This is a genomic window from Ruegeria sp. AA3, from assembly GCF_056542905.1.
The window spans coordinates 250,386-274,827 of record NZ_JBQGAQ010000006.1; the positions used below are offsets into that span (position 1 = coordinate 250,386).

General features: G+C 56.6%; 21 protein-coding genes. 10 read left to right on the forward strand and 11 right to left on the reverse strand.

From position 1 onward, the window contains the following. Nucleotides 1-88: 88 nt before the first annotated feature. The 9 genes from ACR0JR_RS13010 to ACR0JR_RS13050 all read left to right on the forward strand — a co-directional run bounded on the left by ACR0JR_RS13010 (nucleotide 89) and on the right by ACR0JR_RS13050 (nucleotide 11,294). Nucleotides 89-1,006, forward strand: a complete 918-nt coding sequence (locus ACR0JR_RS13010; RefSeq protein WP_480456507.1) for a D-alanine--D-alanine ligase — start codon at nucleotides 89-91, stop codon at nucleotides 1,004-1,006. Continuing rightward, the gene (locus ACR0JR_RS13015) at nucleotides 994-1,998 is read left to right on the forward strand and encodes a cell division protein FtsQ/DivIB (RefSeq protein ID WP_319546747.1); all 1,005 of its coding nucleotides are present in this window, start codon (nucleotides 994-996) and stop codon (nucleotides 1,996-1,998) included. Before ACR0JR_RS13010 ends, ACR0JR_RS13015 begins: the two co-directional genes overlap by 13 nt. 8 nt (nucleotides 1,999-2,006) lie before the next feature. Beyond that, on the forward strand, nucleotides 2,007-3,341 hold the full coding sequence (ftsA, locus tag ACR0JR_RS13020; protein WP_010442579.1) for a cell division protein FtsA: 1,335 nt from the start codon (nucleotides 2,007-2,009) through the stop codon (nucleotides 3,339-3,341). Next, complete coding sequence (locus ACR0JR_RS13025; RefSeq protein ID WP_480456508.1) at nucleotides 3,328-3,747, forward strand: hypothetical protein; 420 nt, start codon at nucleotides 3,328-3,330, stop codon at nucleotides 3,745-3,747. Before ftsA ends, ACR0JR_RS13025 begins: the two co-directional genes overlap by 14 nt. Nucleotides 3,748-4,095: 348 nt before the next feature. Continuing rightward, entirely contained in the window at nucleotides 4,096-5,697 is a 1,602-nt protein-coding gene (gene ftsZ, locus ACR0JR_RS13030; protein WP_480456509.1) for a cell division protein FtsZ, read from the forward strand. A gap of 214 nt (nucleotides 5,698-5,911) precedes the next feature. After that, entirely contained in the window at nucleotides 5,912-6,832 is a 921-nt protein-coding gene (gene lpxC, locus ACR0JR_RS13035; RefSeq protein ID WP_319546750.1) for a UDP-3-O-acyl-N-acetylglucosamine deacetylase, read from the forward strand. Nucleotides 6,833-6,958: 126 nt separating this feature from the next. Next, a complete protein-coding gene (locus ACR0JR_RS13040) occupies nucleotides 6,959-7,819 on the forward strand; it encodes an outer membrane protein assembly factor BamD (RefSeq protein ID WP_260025019.1) in 861 nt (286 codons plus the stop codon). Nucleotides 7,820-7,854: 35 nt separating this feature from the next. Further along, nucleotides 7,855-9,504, forward strand: coding sequence for a DNA repair protein RecN (gene recN, locus ACR0JR_RS13045; protein WP_480456510.1), 1,650 nt, complete (start codon nucleotides 7,855-7,857; stop codon nucleotides 9,502-9,504). 104 nt (nucleotides 9,505-9,608) lie between these two features. Beyond that, on the forward strand, nucleotides 9,609-11,294 hold the full coding sequence (locus tag ACR0JR_RS13050; protein WP_480456511.1) for a chloride channel protein: 1,686 nt from the start codon (nucleotides 9,609-9,611) through the stop codon (nucleotides 11,292-11,294). Here the strand turns inward: ACR0JR_RS13050 and ACR0JR_RS13055 are convergent, their stop codons facing one another. After that, nucleotides 11,295-12,665, reverse strand: coding sequence for a DUF3179 domain-containing protein (locus tag ACR0JR_RS13055; RefSeq protein ID WP_480456512.1), 1,371 nt, complete (start codon nucleotides 12,663-12,665; stop codon nucleotides 11,295-11,297). A gap of 316 nt (nucleotides 12,666-12,981) precedes the next feature. Here ACR0JR_RS13055 and speB point away from each other — a divergent pair, with 316 nt between their 5' ends. Beyond that, on the forward strand, nucleotides 12,982-13,953 hold the full coding sequence (speB, locus tag ACR0JR_RS13060) for an agmatinase (protein WP_480456513.1): 972 nt from the start codon (nucleotides 12,982-12,984) through the stop codon (nucleotides 13,951-13,953). A 212-nt stretch (nucleotides 13,954-14,165) separates the two neighbouring features. Here the strand turns inward: speB and ACR0JR_RS13065 are convergent, their stop codons facing one another. The 10 genes from ACR0JR_RS13065 to ACR0JR_RS13110 form a co-directional block, all read right to left on the reverse strand. Beyond that, on the reverse strand, nucleotides 14,166-14,555 hold the full coding sequence (locus ACR0JR_RS13065; RefSeq protein ID WP_170476921.1) for a VOC family protein: 390 nt from the start codon (nucleotides 14,553-14,555) through the stop codon (nucleotides 14,166-14,168). Further along, complete coding sequence (locus tag ACR0JR_RS13070) at nucleotides 14,552-14,866, reverse strand: ArsR/SmtB family transcription factor (protein ID WP_170543638.1); 315 nt, start codon at nucleotides 14,864-14,866, stop codon at nucleotides 14,552-14,554. Before ACR0JR_RS13070 ends, ACR0JR_RS13065 begins: the two co-directional genes overlap by 4 nt. Before the next feature lie 165 nt (nucleotides 14,867-15,031). Then, complete coding sequence (locus tag ACR0JR_RS13075) at nucleotides 15,032-16,252, reverse strand: aminopeptidase P family protein (protein ID WP_480456514.1); 1,221 nt, start codon at nucleotides 16,250-16,252, stop codon at nucleotides 15,032-15,034. A 160-nt stretch (nucleotides 16,253-16,412) separates the two neighbouring features. Beyond that, nucleotides 16,413-17,624 carry an ABC transporter permease gene (locus ACR0JR_RS13080; RefSeq protein WP_010442568.1) on the reverse strand — a complete coding sequence of 404 codons (1,212 nt, stop codon included), beginning with the start codon at nucleotides 17,622-17,624 and terminating at the stop codon, nucleotides 16,413-16,415. Between the two features lie 5 nt (nucleotides 17,625-17,629). Continuing rightward, entirely contained in the window at nucleotides 17,630-18,904 is a 1,275-nt protein-coding gene (locus ACR0JR_RS13085; RefSeq protein ID WP_170476917.1) for an ABC transporter permease, read from the reverse strand. Between the two features lie 70 nt (nucleotides 18,905-18,974). Then, entirely contained in the window at nucleotides 18,975-20,066 is a 1,092-nt protein-coding gene (locus ACR0JR_RS13090) for an extracellular solute-binding protein (protein ID WP_170476914.1), read from the reverse strand. Nucleotides 20,067-20,168: 102 nt separating this feature from the next. Continuing rightward, a complete protein-coding gene (locus ACR0JR_RS13095; RefSeq protein WP_010442565.1) occupies nucleotides 20,169-21,269 on the reverse strand; it encodes an ABC transporter ATP-binding protein in 1,101 nt (366 codons plus the stop codon). A gap of 132 nt (nucleotides 21,270-21,401) precedes the next feature. Then, on the reverse strand, nucleotides 21,402-22,115 hold the full coding sequence (locus tag ACR0JR_RS13100) for a maleate cis-trans isomerase family protein (RefSeq protein ID WP_480456515.1): 714 nt from the start codon (nucleotides 22,113-22,115) through the stop codon (nucleotides 21,402-21,404). Then, the gene (locus tag ACR0JR_RS13105) at nucleotides 22,112-23,257 is read right to left on the reverse strand and encodes a M24 family metallopeptidase (RefSeq protein WP_480456516.1); all 1,146 of its coding nucleotides are present in this window, start codon (nucleotides 23,255-23,257) and stop codon (nucleotides 22,112-22,114) included. The genes ACR0JR_RS13100 and ACR0JR_RS13105 overlap by 4 nt, the downstream gene beginning before the upstream one ends. After that, entirely contained in the window at nucleotides 23,254-24,297 is a 1,044-nt protein-coding gene (locus ACR0JR_RS13110; RefSeq protein ID WP_480456518.1) for a pyridoxal-phosphate dependent enzyme, read from the reverse strand. The genes ACR0JR_RS13105 and ACR0JR_RS13110 overlap by 4 nt, the downstream gene beginning before the upstream one ends. Nucleotides 24,298-24,442 lie beyond the last annotated feature (145 nt).

Below are 24,442 nucleotides of genomic sequence, written 5' to 3' on the forward strand. Positions count from 1 at the left end.
AACAGGCAAATTCAGGCGACGGATCAAAGGCATAAACGCAATACGGACCACTACATAAGGTCCGGGGACATTGAGGCGCACATTGGGTATGTCGAGCAGGACAAACCCCAAAGTGGCGGTATTGATGGGCGGCCCCTCGGCGGAACGCGAGGTGTCTCTCAGCTCTGGGCGCGAATGCGCAGCCGCCCTTGTGGGAGAAGGCTTTGAAGTGGTCGAACTGGACGCGGGTCCCGACCTCTACGCGCGCCTTCTGGAGATCAAGCCAGATGTAGTTTTCAACGCCCTGCATGGCCGCTGGGGCGAGGATGGCTGTGTGCAGGGTCTACTGGAATGGATGCGCATTCCCTACACGCATTCCGGCGTGCTGGCCTCGGCTTTGGCGATGGACAAACAGCGCAGTAAAGAGGTTTATCAGGCCGAGGGTCTGCCTGTTGTGCCCAGCGTGATCGTGCCCAAGGTCGAAGTGGTCGAAGTCCACGTGATGGAACCACCCTATGTGGCCAAGCCCAACAACGAAGGTTCTAGCGTCGGCATTTATATCGTGCACGAAAATGCCAACGGCCCGCCGCAACTGGACGCGGCGATGCCCGATCAGGTGATGGTTGAGAAATACGTCGCAGGCCGTGAACTGACCGTGACGGTGATGGGCGACCGCGCCTTGACGGTAACCGAAATCATGACCGATGGTGGCTGGTACGACTATGACGCCAAGTACAAACCCGGCGGCTCGTGGCACGTGCTGCCCGCCGACATCCCGCAGGATATCTTTGACCGCTGCATGGACCACGCGCTGAAAGCCCATAATGCACTGGGTTGTCGCGGCGTATCCCGTACCGATTATCGCTGGGATGACAGCATGGGTGCGGATGGCCTGTTCCTGCTGGAGACGAATACGCAGCCCGGCATGACGCCAACCTCGCTGGTGCCCGAACAAGCCGCGCATCTGGGCATGACATTCGGCGAGCTTTGCGCCTGGATGGTGGAGGACGCCTCATGCGACCGCTGACCGCTACCCGCACGCCAGTGATCCACCGGACCAAACCGCTGGCGGGGCCAGATGCGGATTTTGGTGCTGCTCCAAAGTCGGAATCCGAAGTTGAACCTAAACTGCGCTTGCGAGGCACCCGATTCTTTGGTCGCGGACGCTTGTCTGATCCTGCGCCTTCACGCCTCAGCTACCGTTTTCAGCGCTGGATGCTCACCCCCGGCATCCGGCGCGGGGTGAAGATTGGTCTACCGGTTCTGGCGGTCGTCGGATTGGTCGGAGGCTTCTTTGCCGCTGAAGAACGCCGCGAGGCCGTCAGCGCCTATGTCACCGGCATCAAGACCTCGATTCAGGAACGTCCGGAATTCATGGTCAACCTGATGGCCATCGACGGCGCGGGGACCGCGCTATCGGAAGATATCCGCGAGGTTGTGCCTCTCGATTTCCCGCTCAGTTCCTGGGACCTGGATGTCGAGATGATCCGCGACACCATCACTGGGCTTGATCCGGTGAAATCGGCAACCGTGCGCATTCGCCCCGGCGGTATCTTACAGGTGGACGTAGTTGAACGTCAGCCGGTCATCGTCTGGCGTACGCGTGACGGGATTGAGCTACTGGATGAAACCGGTGCCCACGTGGATATGATTGCGGCGCGTGCTGATCACGCAAACTTGCCTTTGATTGCCGGAAAAGGCGCGGACAAGCATGTGCCCGAAGCGCTGCAGATTCTGACTACAGCCCGCAGTTTGGGCGAGCGGGTCCGGGGGCTCGTGCGTGTTGGTGAACGCCGCTGGGATCTGGTGTTGGATCGCAACCAGCGCATCATGTTGCCAACCGAGCGACCCGCGCGTGCACTGGAACGCGTACTGGCCGTAAACGAGGTACAGGACCTTTTGGAACGCGACGTGGCTGCGGTTGATATGCGCCTTGGCCAGCGACCAACCATCAGAATGAACAAAACAGCCAGCGAAGACTGGTGGAACACAAAAGTAGATGTGAGTAACGGGCAGTAACGACCATGATGACCGATCTTTATCAGTCCCAACGGGCCATGCGGCAGATGCGCCGGCAGGCAATGCAACGCGGTGTTGTCGCCATTTTGGATGTGGGCAGCTCCAAAATCGCCTGCCTCGTCCTGCGCTTCGACGGGACGGGGCGGTTGTCCGAGGACAATTCGATTGGCTCCATGGCGGGTCAGACCGGGTTTCGGGTGATTGGTGCCGCGACCACTCGCTCACGCGGGGTTCAGTTCGGCGAAGTTACCGCGATGCAGGAGACCGAGCGCGCCATCCGCACTGCCCTGCAGGCAGCGCAGAAAATGGCCGATATCCGTGTTGATCACGTCATCGCGTCCTTCTCAGGGGCCAATCCGCGCTCATACGGTCTGGATGCACAGGTCGATCTGGAAGGCCAGCTGGTCACCGAGGCCGAAGTGGGGCGCGTGCTGAACGCCTGTGATGTGCCGGATTATGGCGAAGGACGCGAAGTGTTGCATGCCCAGCCGGTGAATTTCGCACTGGACAACCGTTCGGGTCTGATCGACCCGCGTGGACAGTTAGGTCAAAGCCTTGCAGTGGATATGCACATGCTGACCGTCGATGCGGTTGCGATCCAGAACATCGTCCGCTGTATCAAGCGCTGCGATCTGGAACTGGCGGGGATCGCTAACTCAGCCTACGTTTCGGGCATTTCCGCCTTGGTCGAGGACGAACAAGAGCTGGGTGCAGCCTGTATCGACATGGGCGGCGGTACGACCAGCATCTCAATCTTCATGAAAAAACATATGATCTATGCCGATTGCGTGCGCATGGGCGGCGATCACGTGACCAGCGATATCTCCATGGGCCTTGGAGTGCCCGCAGCAGTGGCTGAACGGATCAAGACCTTTAACGGCGGCGTCCATGCCACCGGGGCTGATGATCGTGACCTGATCGATATTGGCGGCGATACCGGTGATTGGGAGCATGACCGTCGCACCGTCAGCCGTGCCGAATTAATCGGCATTATGCGACCACGCGTCGAAGAAATCCTCGAAGAAGTCCGCACCCGCTTGGATGCAGCAGGATTTGATCACCTGCCCAGCCAGCAAATCGTTCTGACTGGCGGTGGCAGCCAGATCATGGGACTCGACGGTTTGGCCAGTCGTATTCTGGGCCAGCGTGTTCGCTTGGGTCGCCCGCTGCGCGTCCATGGTTTGCCGCAATCGGCGACGGGGCCGGGCTTTTCCTCGGCGGTTGGGCTTAGCCTGTTTGCTGCGCATCCACAGGACGAATGGTGGGACTTTGAAATCCCGGTTGACACCTACGCTGCGCGCCCGTTCAAACGTGCTGTGCGCTGGTTCCGTGACAATTGGTAAACAACTGCGCCGGGTGGCGCTCTGCGCGGCGTTCTTACCCACCGTCGCAGAGACCCAGACACTGATCACGCCTGAGGCGTTTCTGAACGCTGTTGTTGGTAAAACGATCACCTTTCACGAAATCCGCAGCGGTATGCTGATCGGAACCGAAGAGTTCCTGAGCCCGACTCTCTCTGTCTGGCGGATGGAGGGGCGGGGATGCGTTTATGGTCAGATCACCACGCCAAACGGCCAGATTTGCTTTCTCTATGATGATGCGCCCGATGGCGTACCAGTTTGCTGGTGGCCCTTCCTTCATGATGACCGGCTGTTGGTGCGTCTCGCGCGTTTTGTAGGGAGCGAAACGCAAGAAGTCCGAAGTGTTACAGACGACAGTCTAAACTGCCCAAGTACTCCAGTAGGCTAAAGAAATCGGTTGCAGCCCGTGCCAGAATCCCGCAAGATATCCACAAGGCCCGAAAGAGGCCTAGCGGCAGGACGTTGAGCAGTTTTCCGCGACCATATTGAATGATCAACGAGTTTCGCACCCCCGTAGGGCGGGTGTGGTTTTCCGTACGTAGTGGTACATGAACCATTCGCCGCAACATATCGCGGTTGCAGCGAAATGCGGCAGTTTGTTGCCTTCTTTCCTCCATATTTTGTGGAATCTGGCGATTTTTCTGGTGACGTTTCCGAAATGACACAGTAAAATCAATTGTGGATAGGTCAGAATAAACCGCATTTTGCGGCAACATATAAAACAGGCGGACAGAGCATGACATTAAATCTTTCGATGCCCGGGCACGACGAACTCAAGCCTCGGATTACCGTATTTGGCGTTGGCGGCGCTGGGGGCAATGCTGTCGACAATATGATTGAAAAGCAGTTGGACGGCGTCGAATTTGTCGTCGCCAATACAGACGCGCAGGCGTTGCAGCAAAGCCGCTCATCAGCGCGGGTGCAACTAGGCGTCAAAGTCACAGAAGGGCTAGGTGCGGGGGCACGCCCGACCGTAGGAGCCGCGGCTGCCGAAGAAAGCATCGAACAGATCGTTGACCACCTGGCAGGGGCACATATGTGCTTTATCACTGCAGGTATGGGCGGCGGGACTGGTACCGGGGCGGCCCCGATCATCGCACAGGCTGCGCGGGAACTCGGTGTTCTGACCGTTGGTGTTGTAACCAAACCCTTCCAGTTTGAAGGGGCCAAGCGGATGCGTCAGGCCGAAGACGGCGTTGACGCATTGCAGCAAGTTGTCGACACACTGATCATCATCCCGAACCAGAACCTGTTCCGTCTGGCCAATGAAAAGACCACGTTCACTGAAGCGTTCTCGATGGCGGATGACGTTCTGTATCAGGGCGTCAAGGGCGTGACCGACCTGATGGTGCGTCCGGGTCTGATCAACCTCGACTTTGCCGACGTCCGCGCTGTGATGGATGAGATGGGCAAGGCGATGATGGGCACCGGCGAAGCGACTGGCGAAGATCGCGCCATTCAGGCCGCCGAGAAGGCCATTGCCAACCCGCTGCTGGACGAAATCAGCCTCAAGGGCGCGAAGGGCGTTCTGATCAACATCACTGGTTCGCACGACCTGACCCTGTTCGAATTGGACGAGGCCGCCAACCGCATCCGCGAGGAAGTGGATCCTGAGGCCAACATCATCGTCGGTTCGACCCTCGATACCGAGATGGAAGGTGGCATGCGCGTGTCTGTTGTTGCGACGGGTATCGATGCCAGCGAAAAAACCGATGACGTGCCAGTCGCACGCCGTTCGATGTCAGCTCCTCTGACCCGCACGGTTTCAGCGGAAGAGCAGCCGCAGGAGCCGGTTGCCGGCGCCCCGACAGCAGAAGAGGACAACATTGCTCCGACGCTGTTTGAATCCATCGAAGACGTTGAGTTCAATGAGGGCTGGCAAGACGAACAACCCGCGGCTGAACAGGATGATGACGGGCTGCCTCCGCCTGCCTATCAGCCACAAGTGGCACAATTCGAGCCGCAACCAGAAGTGGAAGAAACCCCCGAGGCTTACGTCGATCAGCGTGCTCCGACCCCCGGCACTCCGTCGCCAGAAGCGATGCAGCGATTGCAGGCAGCCGTACAGAAGGTACCGCATAACCGGCTACGTCCAACGGCTGCAACCCCTCGTGAACCTGCCCCACAGCCGCAGCAGGCAGCCGAGGATCGTCCGCGTTTTGGATTTAACCGACTGATCGATCGTATGACTGGTCATGCGGCCGATACGCCTGCGCAACCGGTGCGCCAACAGCCTGCTATGCGGTCGGTTGACGCCACGGCACCTGCGCAGGATGAGGTTGATCCAGACCAGGAGCGCATCGAAATTCCGGCCTTCCTGCGGCGTCAAGCCAACTGATCGCGGTAACAAAATCGTTTCAAAGGGCCGCAAACATGCGGCCCTTTTCTGTTGAAACACAAGGTATTAAACCCATGTAAGCAGGGATTTGCCGATGTGTCACAATCATGTTTCATTCGGTTGCAAAGAGTGAGTTGAGCCTTGACGCCCCCTTCCTTAGTTGAGGGTGCAACACAGCCCCTGGCAGGCTGGACACAATTCACCGAGGCTCACATTGCAACATACGCTCAAATCTTCAGTCACGTTTACGGGCACTGGGCTGCATAGCGGCAAGCCTGCGACGATGGTTCTGAAGCCTGCGGCCGCAGGTCATGGAATCTGGTTCAAACGGATTGATATCGAGCTGGGCAATGCGATGATTCCCGCGATCTACGATGTCGTTGAACGTACGCCGCTTTGCACCCGTCTCGTGAACGAAGCGGATGTTTCGGTTTCGACGGTTGAGCACATCATGGCGGCACTCGCCGGGTGCGGCATACACAACGCTCTGATCGAGATTGACGGCCCCGAGGTTCCGATCATGGATGGCTCGTCTATCGAGTTCGTTCGCGGTATCATGGCTAAAGGTGTGCGTCGTCAGGCGAGCCCCGTGCTGGCCTACGAAGTTCTCAAACCGATCACCGTTTCGCGCGAGGGCGCAAGCGCGTCGATCGTTCCTGCCGACGGGCTTGAGATCGAATTCCACATTGATTTTGAAGATCACGCTATTGGCAGTCAGACCAAAGTTCTGGATATGCGCAACGGATCCTTTGCGAGAGAGTTGTGCGACAGCCGCACATTCTGCCGCCGTACGGATGTTGAGGCGATGCGCGAGAACGGTCTGGCGTTGGGTGGAACGCTTGAAAACGCGGTCGTTGTGCAAGGTGATGAAGTTCTGACGCCGGGTGGTTTCCGCCACGATGATGAGGCCGTGCGTCACAAGATGCTGGATGCCCTGGGTGATCTTTATCTGGCAGGCGGTCCGATCCTGGGTCGCTTTACCGGTGAAAAGTCGGGTCATTCTATGACCAACACGCTGCTGCGCAAGCTGTTCGAGACACCTGGTGCGGTGCGCCCGATCCTATGCACGCCTGAACAAGCCGCGCGCTTGCCGGGTCAGGGTCTGGTGCGGAGTGAAATTCCACAAGTCGCGTGACCCGGTCAACTCTGGCGACATTTGCGTCAATAGGGTGGATAAGGCGTTTTGCACTGGAATTTTATGTGCTAGACCGAGGTCCGATCAGGGATAAATCCCGCTAAGTTAACGACAAGGATGAGCGGAATGGTTGGCAGCAAAGCGGCAGTCAGATTCGCAGCGGCGATTCTTCTGGCAGCATCTTTGACGGCGTGCGGGGACGGAGGCCTTTTCAGAAAAAAGGGCGCTGACCGCAACCAGAACCTCGAAGGTTTCACACCAGAACAGATTTATACCCGTGGTGAATATGAGCTGTCTCAGAACCGTTCTGACGACGCGGCGTGGTATTTCTCTGAGGTCGAGCGGCTTTATCCCTATTCCGACTGGGCCAAGCGAGCGCTGATCATGCAGGCGTTTTCCTTTCATTCGGATCAAAACTACGAAGAAAGCCGCGCCGCTGCGCAGAGATACATCGATTTTTATCCAACCGACGAAGATGCGGCGTATGCGCAATATCTTCTGGCGCTCAGCTACTATGATCAGATCGACGAAGTTGGTCGCGATCAGGGCCTGACCTTTCAGGCGCTGCAGGCCCTACGTACGGTGATCGAAGTCTACCCTGATAGCGAATATGCCACCTCAGCGGTTCTCAAATTTGATCTGGCCTTTGACCATTTGGCCGGAAAAGAAATGGAGATCGGGCGCTATTACCTGCGTCAGGACCACTTTACTGCGGCCATCAACCGATTCCGTGTTGTGGTTGAAGACTTCCAAACCACCTCGCACACGGCTGAGGCGCTGTATCGTCTGATCGAGGCTTATTTGGCACTGGGTCTAGTAGATGAGGCGCAATCCGCCGGAGCAATTCTGGGTTACAACTATCAATCCTCTGAATGGTACGATGCAGGTTACACACTGTTGACCTCACGCGGGCTGGATCTGAAGAGCCGAGGCAATAACTGGCTCAGCACGATCTATCGCCAGACCATCAAAGGTGAGTGGTTGTAAACGCGATGGCTAAAGGCGTGGGACGCTAAGACCCGATGCTGCGCGCCCTTGATATCCGCGACATGCTGATCATCGACCGGTTGGAGCTGACGTTCCAGCCGGGCTTGAACGCTTTGACCGGTGAAACCGGGGCAGGCAAGTCGATCCTTCTGGACTCTTTGGGTTTTGTGTTGGGTTGGCGCGGGCGGGCTGAACTGGTCCGTCAAGGCGCTGAACAAGGCGAGGTTGTCGCTGAGTTCGAGTTACCTGAAGGCCATCCTGCCCATGCCGTGTTGGCAGACGCCGGTTTGCCTGGGGGCGAGGAATTGATCCTGCGTCGAGTCAATACGGCTGAGGGACGTAAGACTGCTTGGGTCAACGATCGTCGTTGCTCGGGTGAGGTGTTGCGGGCTTTGTCAGAAACCCTGATCGAGTTGCATGGCCAACATGATGACCGGGGCTTGCTGAATCCGCGTGGCCATCGCGCAATGCTGGATGCGTATGCAGAGGCAGAGGACAAACTTGCTGCTGTTCGCTCCGCCTGGGGTCAAGTGTCCACCGCTCGAAAAGTGTTGGCTCAGACCGAAGCTGCGCTGACCTCCATGCGCGCGGAGGAAGAGTTCTTGCGTCATTCCGTGGCTGAGTTGGACAAGCTAGATCCGCAACCGGGTGAAGATGCCGACCTCGACGCTCGCCGCCGTATGATGCAGGGGGCCGAGCGCATCCGCGATGACGTAGCCCGCGCTTTTGCGTTGATGGGCGGAGATGGGGCCGAAGGCGCCTTGGCCGACGCAGTGCGCTGGCTGGAAGGTGTCTCGGACCATGCGGAGGGGCAGTTAGAAGAACCCATCGCTGCGCTTGGCCGTGCCCTAATCGAATTGGGTGAGGCGCAGGATGGTGTGAATTCCTGCCTGCAAGCGCTTGAGTTTAACCCCTCGGAGCTGGAGCAGATCGAAGAGCGTCTCTTTGCGATCCGAGCACTGGCCCGAAAACACGATGTGGCACCAGACGAATTGGGTCTCTTCGCTGATACGCTGCGCGACCGTCTACACCGATTAGACGCCGGCGATGCAGATATTAGCGATAAGCGCGCTGCCGTTGCCGCTGCACAGGCGACTTATGACAAGGCAGCTGAAGCTCTTAGTTCTTTAAGGCAATCTGCAGCCAAAGCGCTCGACAAAGCGGTCATGGGGGAACTTGCGCCGTTGAAAATGGAACGCGCGGTTTTCCAGACCGAGATTGCGCCTGGCGATCCCGGTCCCGAGGGCATCGATGCAGTAGCCTTTACCGTCGCCACGAATCCCGGGGCGCCCTCAGGGCCACTTAACAAGATCGCTTCGGGCGGGGAACTCAGCCGCTTTCTGCTGGCACTCAAGGTTTGCCTGACCGGCGAGGATAGCGCCCGCACAATGATCTTTGATGAGATCGACCGGGGCGTTGGCGGGGCCACCGCTGATGCGGTCGGGCGGCGTCTTTCGTCGCTGGGACGGGGTGGGCAGGTGGTGGTGGTGACGCATTCGCCGCAGGTCGCTGCCCGCGCAGCACATCATTGGCGGGTGCAGAAGCAGGTGGCAGGGGATCAGACCCTGTCAACCGTGACCCCGTTGTCCGATCCTGATCGCATTGATGAGATTGCGCGCATGGTCGCGGGTGACACAATTACGGATGAGGCGCGCGCTGCAGCCCGTGCCCTGCTTGAGGCTTAACGCGCAACGCCTGTAAACAAACCACCGTGAACCGACTTTTCTCTGCGCTCCACGTCGCTTACTAAAGGTCAGCGACCATTCTTACGCGATCCCCATGAGGGCCAATGACCCAGTCCACCCGCACTGTGCTGCGTAATCAATTCAATCAGGCGCTGTCGGCCCTGAAGGATGCTTGGCGCGTGATGCTCCATCGTGGTCCCAGCCAGATACAATTCTGGTTTATCGCGCTGATCATCGGGATCGCTGCTGGTTTCATGGCGCTGGGGTTCCGGATGTCCATCGCGTCGCTGCAAGCCTATCTCTATAGCACTGACAACATTCTTTTCCTTCATAGCCATGCTGAGAAACTGCACTGGTTCTGGATATTCATCACACCCGTCATAGGCGGATTGGTTGTCGGGGTTCTATTAAACCGATTTACAGATGATGGACGGGTACGTTCAGTCGCGGATGTGATTGAGGGATCAGCCATAACTGATGGGCGCGTAGAGAAAAAGGCCGGTATCGCATCATTCATTGCCTCGTTGATCACGCTAAGCTCGGGTGGCTCGACGGGCCGAGAGGGGCCAGTCGTGCATATGGCAGGGGTTATTTCGACCTGGGTCAGCGACCGCATTCGTGCAGATGGGATCACGGGGCGTGATCTTTTAGGCTGTGCAGTGGCTGCCGCTGTCTCAGCCAGCTTTAATGCCCCAATTGCAGGAGCGCTGTTCGCGCTTGAAGTTGTGCTGCGCCATTTCGCCGTGCATGCCTTTGCCCCTATCGTTATCGCATCGGTCGCAGGTACAGTGATTAACCGTCTGGCATATGGCGACGTGACCGAGTTTACATTGGACACGCCCGGTTCGCTGCAGTTTTATGTCGAATTGCCTGCCTTTCTGATCCTCGGACTGATCTGTGGGTTGGTATCTTTGCTGCTGATGCGCTCGATTTTTTTTGCTGAAGATATCGGCACACACATCCAAAATCGATTATCGCTACCAGGCTGGCTGCGCCCGGCAGTGTCTGGTGCGATGCTGGGTCTATTGGCGATCTGGTTCCCCCATATCATCGGCGTGGGTTATGAAACGACAATACGCGCCCTGACGGGTGACATAGTGCTAACAGCGGCAATCGTGCTGGCTGTTGTGAAAACAGTTGCAGTTGCCGTCACCATGGGTGGGCGCATGGGGGGGGGAGTCTTTTCCCCTTCACTGATGATTGGGGCGCTTACCGGGTTGGCTTTTGGTCTGATCGCCACCGGCCTGCTACCCGACGTATCGGGAACTCATACGCTTTATGCCTTTGCCGGGATGGGTGCCGTTGCTGCGGCGGTTTTGGGTGCTCCGATCTCGACAACGCTTATCGTCTTTGAATTGACCGGAGATTGGCAGATCGGCCTCGCCGTGATGGTTTCGGTCTCGATGTCCACAGCGCTGGCCTCGCGTCTGGTGGACCGGTCGTTCTTCCTGACACAGCTGGAACGTCGCAATGTGCATCTGGCCGCCGGGCCTCAGGCCTATTTGCTGGCCATGCTGCGGGCGGGCAGCGTGATGCGACCGCTTGGTGGCACCCGCTCAATAACGAAAGAAGAAGCGCAGGCGCTGATCGAACAAGGGCTTTGCGTCAAGGCCAGTGCCACGCTCGAGGCTGCCATGCCCTATTTTGATCGCGACGACATCCCCTGTATCCCGGTTGTCATAGTCGACGAAAAGGGGTGTGAGGATCCCGTCGGAGCGCTCTATCACGTCGACGCACTCAAGGCGTATAACCGCGCACTGGCCGCGACAGCGGCCGAAGAACACTCTTGATCAGCCGTCATAAACGCTGGCAGCATCACCCAGATAGTTATCCCAGGCAAACCAGTAGGAAATATGCCCGGCCACCCGCGGCAATTGCGTACCATTCGGGGAGACCAGCGCCTCTTCGGTGACGGTCCATTTGGTCCCTGCTTCGTCGAGCAGCCCGCCGTTTGGTGTTGCACGGAACTGATGCGGACCACGTTCGTACGCGCGCACGCTGCGTTTGTCTGGATCGCCCATCAGCATCAGGTTCCGACCGCCGATGGCATCATTGATGACCGGTTTGCCCTTAAACGCATCCAGAGGCCAGGCCCGCGCTGCGCCAAATTGGCGAACGGCAAACACATAGTCTTTTTGTCGATGCTTGGATTGATCGACCAGCGCAGGGAACATCAGATCAGGCGAGGCAAAATAGTCACGATACACGACACCGGATCCATAGTTGCGTCGATAACCAGTGTTCAGCGACAGAACCCGGGTATTGGGATGTGAGGCTTTCCAGCTATCCCAACGTGTAATCACCACCGGGCGCTGCCTAAGCTCGATCCCACTTTCTGTCAGCGGGCCTACAACAGGTTTGCCGGTATACTGGTTCCAGAGCGAGTGCGTTTCACGATCGAACATCAACTTGTTTGAACGATAAAGGAAACCGGATGAACCAAAGATAAAGGGTTTCCGTCGCCCTGCAACCTGCGTTTCAAACAAGATTCCGGAACCGCAAAGTGTACAGTAAGCCAGCGCAACCGGAACGCCGCCGATTACATCATTGAACATCTCATGCCAGCCCATGATCCGCAGAGGATAAGCGCGCTCGTCTCCGTTGATCGAAACGCCAAAGACCAAATCATCGTCTTTCAGATAATCTGCCTGCGCTGCTGAAATCAGTTTGGGATTATCCAGTGACGGGATGCCATCCTTGACCACGCCGCCCCAGGAAATCTCTTCCAGTCGGATCTTCATTTTGTCGCGTTTCAGATACTCAGGTCGCAGAAACAGGTCAAAATTCTGATCAATCCCCAATAAAACTTCGCGTTTGAAGGGCGCGAGTGACGGATGGGGAACAATCTGTGCGTTCCGTTCCTGCCATAGCATCCATTCGAACCAATCCGTGCCGTGGTTTTCTCCGGTCAAAGCTTCCATGACTTTGGCGATGTCGCGTACGCGACGTCCGCTGAACCGCATCGAAGTCAAAAGCGCTGGGACAACATCGGGGTCATCTCTCTCGGTCAGAAACTCCATACCGGCTTCGAATTCCGCATTATCTCCAAACACGGTTGAACGCACGGCCTCATATACAGGGTCTTCCTGTGCCCACAGCGTTGTGGGCAAGACCATCCCAGCGCTAAGAAGTCCCGCAAAGCCTCGGCGAGAGATCGACATGGCATCCTCCGGTTTCGTTCGCGCCCATTCTGCCTGCAAACCTCTTCACATACACGAAACACCCGCGTGAGGCCTTCGTAACATCCCGAGTTAAAGAGGTCGGTTGTTGGTACTATGAAGCTATTTATTTCTTACGTGCCGCGACCTGATATTCGTAGTGACTTATTATTATGAACCCCCGAAACGTAATTTGGATGTTGGCAGGTTTCGTTGGCTCGACATCGTGCGTTTCTCTGCACATGATGCTCGACAAAGCTCTGGGTATCGGATTTTTTTCGATAACTGTTGCCGGGAAATACAAAAAGGAAAACACCCCATGCAGGATCATGGCTATGAATCTGGCAGATTGAATCTACCGTTTGTTGGTATTTCTACCTTCGCAAAATCACCATACGTCGCGGATTGGAATGCTATCGATGCAGATGTTGCGATATTGGGGGCGCCGTTCGACTTCGGGACCCAGTGGCGGCCCGGCGCGCGGTTTGGTCCGCGGGCCGTGCGCGAGGCCTCGACCCTGTTCAGTTTTGGTCATGCCGGCGCTTATGACCACGAGGACGATGCGACCTATTTGGATAGCGCGGTGCGGATGGTTGATCTTGGGGACGCAGATATTATCCACACCAAGACCGAAGAGAGCCATGCAAATATCGCTTATGGCGTAGGTAAAATCCTGCAGGCGAAGGCTATGCCCGTGACCATTGGCGGCGATCATTCGATCAACATCCCATGCATCAACGCCTTTGCCCAGGATTGTGCACAGAATGGGCCAATACATGTGGTTCAGATCGATGCCCACTTGGATTTCGTGGATGAACGTCACGGCGTTATCGCCGGACACGGTAACCCGATGCGGCGCGCGATTGAGAAAGATTATGTTTCGGGCATGACGCAGCTTGGTATTCGCAATGTATCCTCCACCGCGAAGGAAGGGTACGAGGACGCCCGTGCACGTGGTTCGGACATCTTGTCGGTAAGGCAGGTACGTAACCTGGGAACCGAGGCCGTGTTAGCACGCATTCCAGAAGGGGCGCGGTATTATGTGACGATCGATATCGATGCGTTTTGCCCTTCGATAGCCTCAGGCACCGGCACGCCCAGCCACGGCGGATTTCTATATTATGACGTGCTGGAGATTCTGCAGGGACTGGCCAAGCGCGGAAATGTTGTTGGCATCGATTTGGTCGAAGTCGCGCCTGCCTATGATCCCACCGAAAGCACCCAGATTCTGGCGGCGCAGTTGTTGCTGAATTTTCTTGGTTTCATCTTTCACGAACGCGCACAGCGATAGAAGATACGGCTTGTCACTTCGCCCTTTGCATTTCGTGGTGCATGTTCGGGCGAAACGCCTTGCTCTTAATAAATCCGCTTCGAACAGAAGCTCCCGAAGGCTTCTTCGGGAGCTAACTATGTTGAATGTCCGCAGCGCTGTGCTTTGCCACCGATGATACGGGCTCAACAAATGCCCAATTCATGGATTGATGGATATCTTATGCTTGCCGTTCAAACATGTAGTTCAACCAATTGGATAAGGTTTCCGCAGGTGTCATCAAATACAGCCATGGTCGCACCGCCAGCCTTCACAGGAGGTTGTGTGAACTCGACACCTTTAGATTCCAGTTTGGCAACTTCTGCATCGATATCTTCAACGCTGAACGCTGAAACGGGAATGCCGTCAGCCATAAGTGCTTCCTGATAGGCGCGCGTAGCAGGATGTGCATTCGGTTCAAGGCCCAACTCCACCCCATCTGAATCGTCGTCGGAGACCAATGTCAGCCAACGATATTCTCCGAGGGGAATATCATGCTTCACAACAAACCCAAGTTTGTTGGTGTAGAAATCGAGAGCCTTGGACTGATCATCAACAGCGATGCTTTTCATATACATTTTCATCTAGTGTCTCCTTGAGAATATAGTTCCACCCAGGGGTTGATTGCATCCGAAATTGGCGCTGATACAAGCGTGTGAATCTTGGTGCGCCCTCGCCAGGTCGTGGCGATGAGACCAGCCTGCTCCAAAGTGTTCAGATGTCTTGTGATGCCTTGTCTGGATATTGTGACTGAATGCTCTTCGAACAGTCTTGCGCAGAGCTCGAAAAGCGTCTGGTGCTCTCGTTTTCTCAACTCATCAAGGATCAACAAGCGCGTTGTGTCACCGAGGGCGCTGAAAAGAATGCTTAGCTGCGGGTCGAATTGAACGCTCATGCCGCATAATGCAACAAAATTGTTGCATGTCAAATCGAACCTGCGTTCGTGAAAATTGCAGCATTGTTTAAGTTCGGCTCGGAGCGAACAATGCGCTCCGAGCCTTTTTGTCGTTTGTCTGCGCTATTTTAGGTAATGGGCTGCTATTGCACCCCACCTGTTTCCTTACGCGCCGATGATGTTGTGGCCGGGGCCGTAGGGGAAACCGGTGATGTTTTCGGCCCCGTCCTCACCGACCACGAGGATATCGTGCTCACGATACCCACCCGCGCCGGGCTGGCCTTCGGGGATCCACAGCATCGGTTCGATCGAGACAACCATGCCGGGCTCCAGCACCGTGTCGATATCCTCGCGCAGTTCCAGACCGGCCTCGCGCCCGTAGTAATGGCTGAGGATGCCGAAGGAATGGCCGTACCCGAACGAGCGGTATTGCAGCAGACCCTCATCTGCGAAGAAACGGTTGATCTCAGCGGTGATGCCCGAGCATGTCGCGCCAGGTTTGATCAGGCTTAGGCCCAACTCATGCGCGGCTACATTGGCCTTCCACAGGCGCAGGCTGTCTGCATCGGGTTCACCGAGGAACAAGGTGCGCTCCAGCGCAGTGTAGTAGCCCGAGATCATCGGGAAGGTGTTCAGTGACAGGATATCGCCCTTTTGCAGCGCGCGTTTGGTCACTGGGTTGTGGGCACCGTCGGTGTTGAGGCCGGACTGGAACCAGACCCATGTGTCGCGGTATTCTGCGTCGGGGTAGGCGCGGGCGATTTCCTCTTCCATCGCATCGCGACCGGCCATGGCGATTTCAATCTCGGTTGCGCCTTCGCGGATGGCCGCATGGATGGCAGCCCCGCCGACGTCAGCGGTACGTGAGCCGCCTTTGATCAACTCGATCTCTTCTACGGATTTCACCATGCGGGCAAACATTGTGTCAGGTGCGATGTCGATCAGTTCCGGCTGACCCAGCATGTCCAGCGCCGTATTGCGCGCCGCCAAAGTCATGTGGTCGCCTTCAATCCCAATTCGTTTGGCCCCGCCGATCAGGCTGGCCACGGCGCGCCAGTAATTGTCACGCTTCCAGTCAGTATAGATGACATTGTCTTCGACCGAGCGCCGCCACGGCTGGCCCGCATCGATATTGGCCGAGACGGTGGTGCAGGCGTCTTGCGTCACCACGCAGCCGTATGGGCGACCAAAGGAACAATATAGAAAGCCAGAATAATAGGCGATGTTCTGCATCGATGTCAGCAGGACTGCGGGGATGTCATGTTTGGCCATGATGGCGCGCAGTTTGCCAAGGCGGCGGTCGTATTCGCCCTTGCTGAACGGAAGGGGGGCTTTGTCGCCATTGTGGCAAGTGAAGAATTCGGGGCGTTTTGTTGTGTCTGTCATCACAAGGTCTCTCATCTTTGCCGGGCGGCAAACCCGGCCACTTGTCCCGGCGTTCAGGACAGGCGGTCTCGGGTTCCGAGAGCCGATCATCCCAGTGTGTCCGCGACGCCATCGCGGCTGGGATGAACGGGTGAATCGTTAGATCACGCGCTGGCCTGCGTCAAGACGGGGAAAGCCCCCGCAGACGCTCGGACCGGCGGCGCAGCAATTCAACTGTGGTCAACAGCGCGATCGAGATCACAACAAGGATTGTCGCCACCGCCAGAATTGTCGGGCTGATCTGTTCACGCAGGCCGGTGAACATCTGCCAGGGCAGGGTCTTCTGACTGGCCGAGCCGACGAACAGCACCACAACCACCTCGTCAAACGAGGTAATGAAGGCAAACAAACCGCCCGAGATCACGCCCGGCAGGATCAAGGGCATTTGAATCTTGAAGAACGTCCGCACCGGACCCGCGCCCATATTCGCCGCCGCCCGTGTCAGTGAGCGGTCGAAACCGACCAGCGTCGCGGTCACGGTGATGATCACGAATGGAATTCCCAGAACGGCGTGGGCAAGGATAACTTTCACATAGCCAACGAAGTTCTTGTTCATGCCTAGCGTGCCCTCCATGAAGCGACCGATATCGCTGTAAAAGAAGAACATGCCGGTGGCCGAGATGATCAGTGGCACGATCATGGGTGAGATTAGAATGCCCATAATGGCGCGCCGGCCGGGAACATGGCTCTGGCTGAGGCCGATGGCTGCCAACGTACCTAACGAAACCGAGATGATTGTCGCAATCGGGGCGATGATCAGCGAGTTCTTGAAGCTGCGCTGCCATTCATTGTTGGTAAAGAAGTCGCGATAATGCTTCAGCGAATACCCTTCAGGGTCCAGACGCAGCATCTCGGGCGTGAAGGTAAAGAAGTCCTGCGCGTTGAACGACAGCGGCAGCACCACGAGAATCGGGGTGATCAGGAAGACAAAGATCGCACCGCAGATCACCCGGAACAGGTAGTGATAGAACACTTGTTTCGGCGTCAGGTACGGCAACAATTTCTGACGATAACGGCCTTCGTACAGCCAATAGATAAACCAGACGAAGAACCATCCGCCCAGCAGGCCAAGAACGCCACCCATCGCGCCAGAGAACAGAAAACCGATAATGCCAAAGCCCAGAATGTTAATCCAGCGGGCCAATTTCTCATTCTTGAGGACAGTGATGTAGATCCAGGCCACGGCTGCGATCAGAGCAGCCCCACCTATTATGCCGAGCAGTATCGACCCATTGCCCGCGCCGACAAAGATACCGGCGAAGGCTCCAGCCAGCGCGACGCTGGGTAGGACCATAGAAAGTGGTTTGCGGGATATCGGAGTAAGTGCGGCCATGTCGATTATCCCAGTTTCACGTTATCAATGCCGACGATCTTGTCGTAGCACCAGTAGAGCAGCATAACGACCGCCAGAAGGATCGTCCCCAATGCCGCTGCCAATCCCCAGTTCAGCGAGGACGAGATGTGGTAAGCGATCCGGTTCGAAATGAAGACACCTTTGGTGCCGCCGACGATTTCGGGTGTGATATAGTAGCCAATCGCCAGAATGAACACGAGGATCGAGCCCGCGCCGATGCCCGGAATGGATTGCGGGAAATAGATGCGCCAGAAGGTCGTCCAGTTGGTTGCGCCCATGGATTTTGCAGCACGGGTATAATAGGGCGGAATGGTCTGCATCACCGAATACATTGGCAGGATCATGAACGGCAGCAGGATATGCGTCATCGCAATTATTGTGCCGAATTGGTTGTTGATGATCACTAGTCGCGCGTCATCAGCCACCAGCCCAAGCCAGACCAACGTTTCGTTGATCACGCCTTGTTGCTGCAGCATCACCTTCCAGGCTGATGTCCGTACCAGCAGCGAAGTCCAAAAGGGGAGCAGGACAAGGATCATCAGCAGGTTCGAAACCCGCATCGGAAGTGTCGCCAGCAAATAGCTAACTGGGTATGCCAGCAGGATACAGGCTCCGGTAATCACCAGCGACATGAAAAGTGTTCTGCCGAACAGCTTGATCAGGATTTGCTTGTCTTCGGGTTGAGACTGCGCCCCTTCAGGCGTGCGGCGCATGTCGACCGCGTTGAGGAAATAACCGTTGGTGACAGCAGGAGAGTGCGTCTTGATCACCGCCCAGGTCTGCGGTTCGCCCCAACCGTCATGAACCTCAATCACCTGGTCCTTGAATGGGCCATCGGTTTCGGGGTCCATCTTGCCTAGCTTCCGGCCTGAGCGGCGGAACATCGAAGACATGCCTGTCTCTTCGTAGTTCAAACGCGAGCCCAATCGGGTATGTGTCTTGTTGTCTACGGCCACGACCATGTCTCGGACGAACGCATCATATACTGCCTCGTCCGGCAGTTCGCCGCTGGTCTCATCCCAGTTCTTCAGTGCCTCAACCGTAAGAGGCAGCGTTTCCTGCACGATGCTATTTTCAACCGAACGGAACAGCATCGAAGCGATCGGCACGATGAACGAGAACAAAACAAACAGCAGCAAAGGGGCCACCAGCATCAAAGCGCGCAGCTTTTGCCGCCGCAAAGAACGTGCAAGCGATTGCTTGAGCGGTGTTCCGTCCGCTGCCAGCATAGGTCCGGCGTTTTGGCTAGCGTCAGTCATCGGTGCCCCTTGGGTTTTCTTTGGTCCGGGGGCGGCGCACCGCCCCCGACTGTGTCAGGAAATTAGCCGCTTATTGCGCCAACCACGCCTGGAATTTGGCGTCGATGTCGTCGCGGTAGTCCGCCCAGAACTCGTAGTTATACAGGAACGTGTTCTTCGCGTTTTCTGGATCGGTTGGCATATGCGGTGCCATGTCGATGCCCAGTTCGGCGTGCTGACCCACCAGCGGTGCCGACGAAGCACGGGCCGGACCGTACGAGATGTACTTGGCCTGATCTGCCAGACGCTGAGTGTCGGTCGCGAACATGATGTAGTCCAGCGCGCGCTGCTTACGCTCATCGCTTAGGCCAGCCGGAATGATCCAGCCGTCCAGATCGAACACTTGTGCGTCCCACAGCATCGCTACGGGCTGCTTCTGCTCTTCGATCACGCTGAACAGGCGACCGTTATAGGTTGAACCCATGACGACTTCGCCATCAGCCAGCAACTGCGGTGTATCCGCGCCGGCAGACCACCAGACTACGTTGTCCTTGATAGTGCCCAACTTGGCCAGCGCTTGCTCCTGACCTTCCGGAGTTGCTAGCACGTCATAGACGTCATCCTTGGCGACGCCATCGCAGAGCAGGGCCCATTCCATGTTGTTGATCGGACGCTTTTCTAGCGAACGCTTGCCCGGGTAGTTTTCAAGATCGAAAACAGCGCAGATATCGCTGGGCGGGTTGTCCCCTACCAGATCGGTACGATAGCCGAACGTGGTCGAATAAACGATCTGAGGAATAAAGCAGTCGCTGACAAGCAGGTCGCCGAAGTCGTCCGCAGCCGAGGTGCCATCGGGTGCCGGGGCCAGCATGGTGTCAGGGTCGATTTCCATCGCCAGACCTTCGTCGCATAGACGGATCGCGTCCGCCGCAACCACGTCAACCACGTCCCAGGTGATGTTGCCCGCTTCGTTCATCGCGCGCAGTTTGGCAACCGCTTCGGCTGAACTGTCATCGTTCAGGATGGTGACGCCGGTTTTTTCCGAATAGGGCTCGTGATAAGCCTTCAGCTGCGATTTGGAATAGGCTCCGCCCCAAGAAACGATTGTCATCTCTTCAGCAGACACCCCGCCAGCCGCTGTCGCCAGCGCTGCTGCGGTCAGCAGTGTTTTGGTTGGTTTCATGTGTTACTCCCAGTACTTCCCGTTTATCATAGTGTCAGCTGACGCACGGGTTTTCGCCAGCCGGTCCCTCGGTGAAACCGCGCTTGTGCCGCGCGGTTTGGTCTATGCGTCGAGCGCACGACAATCCTTGGCCAACCAGCCGATATCGATCTCTTGACCGGGCTGCAGGCGAACGGCATCGGGGGCGTTGCGCGTCTTGACGATGAACTCGTCATTCCCGGCCACCGACATGCGGAAGCGGAACACGTCACCCATATAGATGAACTCTTTGACTGTGGCCTTTAGCGTATGTGCGTCTGCATGCAGTCGGTCTTTGTTGAATTCCACACGTTCGGGCCGAATCGAAACCTTGGTCCGTTCACCCGGATTATGCACGTTGATCGGAACCGCATCGATTTCCGATCCGTCATCCAACTGCACAAGACAAGTGTCACCGTCTATCGATTTAACAACGCCTTCTAGCGTATTGTTTTCACCGATAAATTGCGCAACGAAACTGTTTTCAGGCTCTTCGTATAGTTGATCCGGTGGCGCCAGCTGTTGAATGCGGCCATCGTCGAATACCGCCACGCGGTCGGACATGGTCAGGGCCTCGGTCTGGTCATGGGTTACGTAAACGGTTGTGATACCCAACTCATGCGCCAGACGGGTAATTTCGAACTGCATATGCTCACGCAGTTGCTTGTCGAGCGCACCCAGCGGTTCATCCATCAGAACCAATTCGGGCTCGAACACCAGTGCTCGGGCCAGGGCGATCCGCTGTTGCTGACCACCAGAAAGCTGCGCTGGACGGCGGCCGCCAAAGGCGCCCATCTGGACCATATCCAGAGCCCGTTTAACTTTCTCTTCACGCTCAGACTTGCCAAGCTTGCGAACCTCAAGCGGGAACGAGAGGTTCTCGGCTACGGTCATGTGCGGAAACAAAGCATAGTTCTGGAACACCATCCCGATACCGCGTTTGTGCGGCGGAATGTTGTTGATAGGTTTCCCATCCAGAAGAATTTCGCCATGTGTGGCGGTTTCGAATCCGGCAAGCATCATCAAGCAGGTTGTTTTGCCTGAACCGGACGGCCCGAGCATAGTCAGGAATTCGCCCTTTGGCAGTGCCAGGTTGAGATCTTTAACGACGAGATTCTCGCCGTCATAAGACTTTTGCACGCGTTGAAATTCGACAAACGCAGCGTCGCTATTTGTGTCGGTCACAAGACCCCCTGTTGCGTCAATTGACTATCCGGTTGGTCCGGATTTCATTGATCTTCTCGTGTATTAAACCCGAGGCTAACAAATGGTCGCAAGCCCGTAAAGCAAATGGATTACTGATAACGCCGCTTTTGCCTAGTTTTGCGACATGTTCAGCTTCTTCATATGCCAGGCTAAGCTTTGATTGCTTGAAAGAACCGGTTTGCGGATCACCTTTTCGATCCGGGGAATCGCAGCAAGGGTTCGCAGGTTCGTACAGCTCAAGAACACCGCATCGACGGCTGAATCAGAGCCCAGACGGATTGCGGCTTCAACCACAGATTCGGTTGATATACGCACCACTTTGGCCTCTTCTGCCTCGCCAAAAGTGCCGAACACATCCATCGTGATTCCCTGATCCGCAAATGTGCGACGCAGCGGGGTGTTCACTTCTTCGATGTACGGGGAGAGCAGCGCAAACTTCGATACCCCTCGATCCTCGGCGCAAGCTGTCGCGGCGCGCAAAGGATTCGTTACCGTTTGAACATCACAGGTCTGCTTGACCATTTTTTCAACCTGATCCGATCCGATGACTGAGCTGGCGGACGTACAGCCATATCCCACAACCAGATAACGCCGTGCCTTGGGCAGCAAATCGGCCGCTGCTGGCAGGTCGGTTTCCATCTGCGCCAGAGTATCAGTGTTAACCTCATTCCCACTAGGTATGCGGCTGACATAGAGCGGGCTTTTGTCATTGGCGAAAATTGCACGAAACTCAGACTCGATTGTCTCATCCGTCTGTAGCACGATCAGGCCCATTGGCACCGCTGAGGGATCATCCGCATCTAGGATATATGGCAGGGTGCTCATAGCTCAGGGATCTCCGGTCCTATACGCGGGCTTAGGAATTCAGGCGCGCCATCGGTGATCAGGATGTTTTCTTCATGAACGAGGATCTTGTCGTTCACGGCGATGCCTGGCTCCAGAGTTAACACCATCCCGGCCTTCAATTCTGTATGGTCATCAGGGATAAGCGAGGGCCATTCAGTCAGTGACATCCCCAACCCGTGGCCCAGTCGACCAGCATCCGTACCAACACCTCCGTCAGTCAAGATTGTATTCATGGTGTGAAACAATTGCGACGCGGTGGCACCGGGACGAGCTTGTTCAAAGGCGGCGTCCGATGCTTCGATCAGCCGCGAATGCGCCGCACGAACCGGCGCGCTTGCCGGACCGACCGACCAGTTGCGATCATAATCACAGAAATATCCATCGCGTACGAGGCCTGTATCCAGCATCAGAACATCACCCGACCTAAGTGGCGTTTGACTGGCAGGGGAGATCACGTCTATGTACCCGCCTTGTTCGGCACCGCCGGCCAGATAGGGGACCCAGTCCGCGCCTTCCTCAAGGCAAAGCATCTGAAAACGTCGAAAAACCTGATCCAGCGGTGTGCCGGCCGAGGCAATTTCCGGCACCCGTGCAAACGCGCGCGCGCTGATTTGACAGGCAGCTCGGATCTTGGCGACTTCGGCATCAGATTTCACCATGCGCAGCCCCCTTAGGATGCCATGGTCCCCGACAATTTTGCGCGTTCCTATAGCTGATTGAAGGCGTCTTAAATCGGCCAGAGGCATGCGCAGATGTGTCTCATGCCCATCGGGGCAGCCGATTTCATCGCCCTCGGCCGTCAATTCGCTCAGCGTATCCGCCAACAAGGATACCCCGTCATCTATTAGGTCGGGTGCGCTCCAGGTGCGAATGTCATCAATCCAAGTCTGCGCCATGAGCGCGGCACCAATGGAGGGAATTACTGCAACCGGTTTGCCGGAGGCCGGTACAATCAGAAACCAGGGTCGGGTCGGGCTTTCCCAGAACCGAGTGAGATAGCCGGTGAAGTATCGTAGTTCGGGCTCCGTTGTCAGCAAAAGGGCTGCAAGACCTAACCGCTGCATCCGCGTTTGAGCGCGCGCAACCCGAGCCTCGAACTCTGCCGGAGCGAATCCAGTCATGCCGGCTGCTCGGTCAACATGCATAGCACCTTGGCATCAGGGCCAATTTCCAAACCGGTGCGGCTGGCGTCGTTCAAGACAGCAGCAATTCCAGCGCCTCCCGAGGCACTGGTTTCCAACCCTGCCTCTGCCATGACAGGCAATAGGGCTGCTACGTCAGTGTCGCTGATGGTCAGAAATGCATCAGCATCCCGCGCAAGCCCATTCAACGCAATAAGCGACGGTTCTTTGCAATCCAACCGACCCATGATGCTGTCTGGCCCATCTGCAAAAACGCAGTGCCCGGCCTCGATGCTGGACTGAAGCGCAGGGGCGGACGTCGGCTCCACAACAATGATCTGTGGTTCGTCACCCCAAACCACGCGTGCATAGGCGGCGACAGCGCCAGCCATGCCTCCGACACCGGCCTGCAGCAGAATATGGGTGGGCGCTTCGGGGCATTGCTCGGCTGCTTCGACAGCCATTTGTAGATACCCTTCCATCAAAAGATGTGGGAGTTCGGTGTACCCGTCCCAAGAACTATCCGAGAGCAGGGTCCATCCATTTTCTTGCGCGGCAAGGTTGGCGGCCTCCATGCTTGCTGCGTAGTCCGCACCGGCCCGAACCACCTGTGCGTTTTGCGCGCGCAGACGTTCGGCAAAGCTCTCGGGAACGGTTTCCGCGATGTAAACCACCGCATCGGCCCCGAAGACACGAGCACCGGCGGCCATACTCATCCCGTGATTGCCCGCGCTTGCCGTGACATATGTACGCCCTTTGAGGGTGTCGTTGCCTGGTTTGTCCGAAGCCTCGTTCGCCTGACAGGCAATAACATAAGCAGCGCCCAGAGCCTTGAACGATCCCAGACTCATGCGGGGCCGTTCATCTTTGACCCAGAGGCTTGCGACCGGTGCAATCGCTGATGCATCAACCAAGGGCGTTGGCTCAAAATCCGGGCAGAACGAACGGTGCCGCCCCAGTCGAACGGTTTCGACTGACGGGTAGGGGGCCTGATCTGCAAGCTTGGATCCGTTTCGAAACGGGTTGCTGATTATCTTCATTCTTCGCTCCCTGACCGGTTAATGCGCAGACGTGAACGAATTGCCCGAACCCTGTCAAGTAAAGCGTTTCCTTGACACGTCCGGTCCTGAATTTTGATCGCACCGACATTCGAATTTATGGATCAATCCATTGAGTATCTTTTCA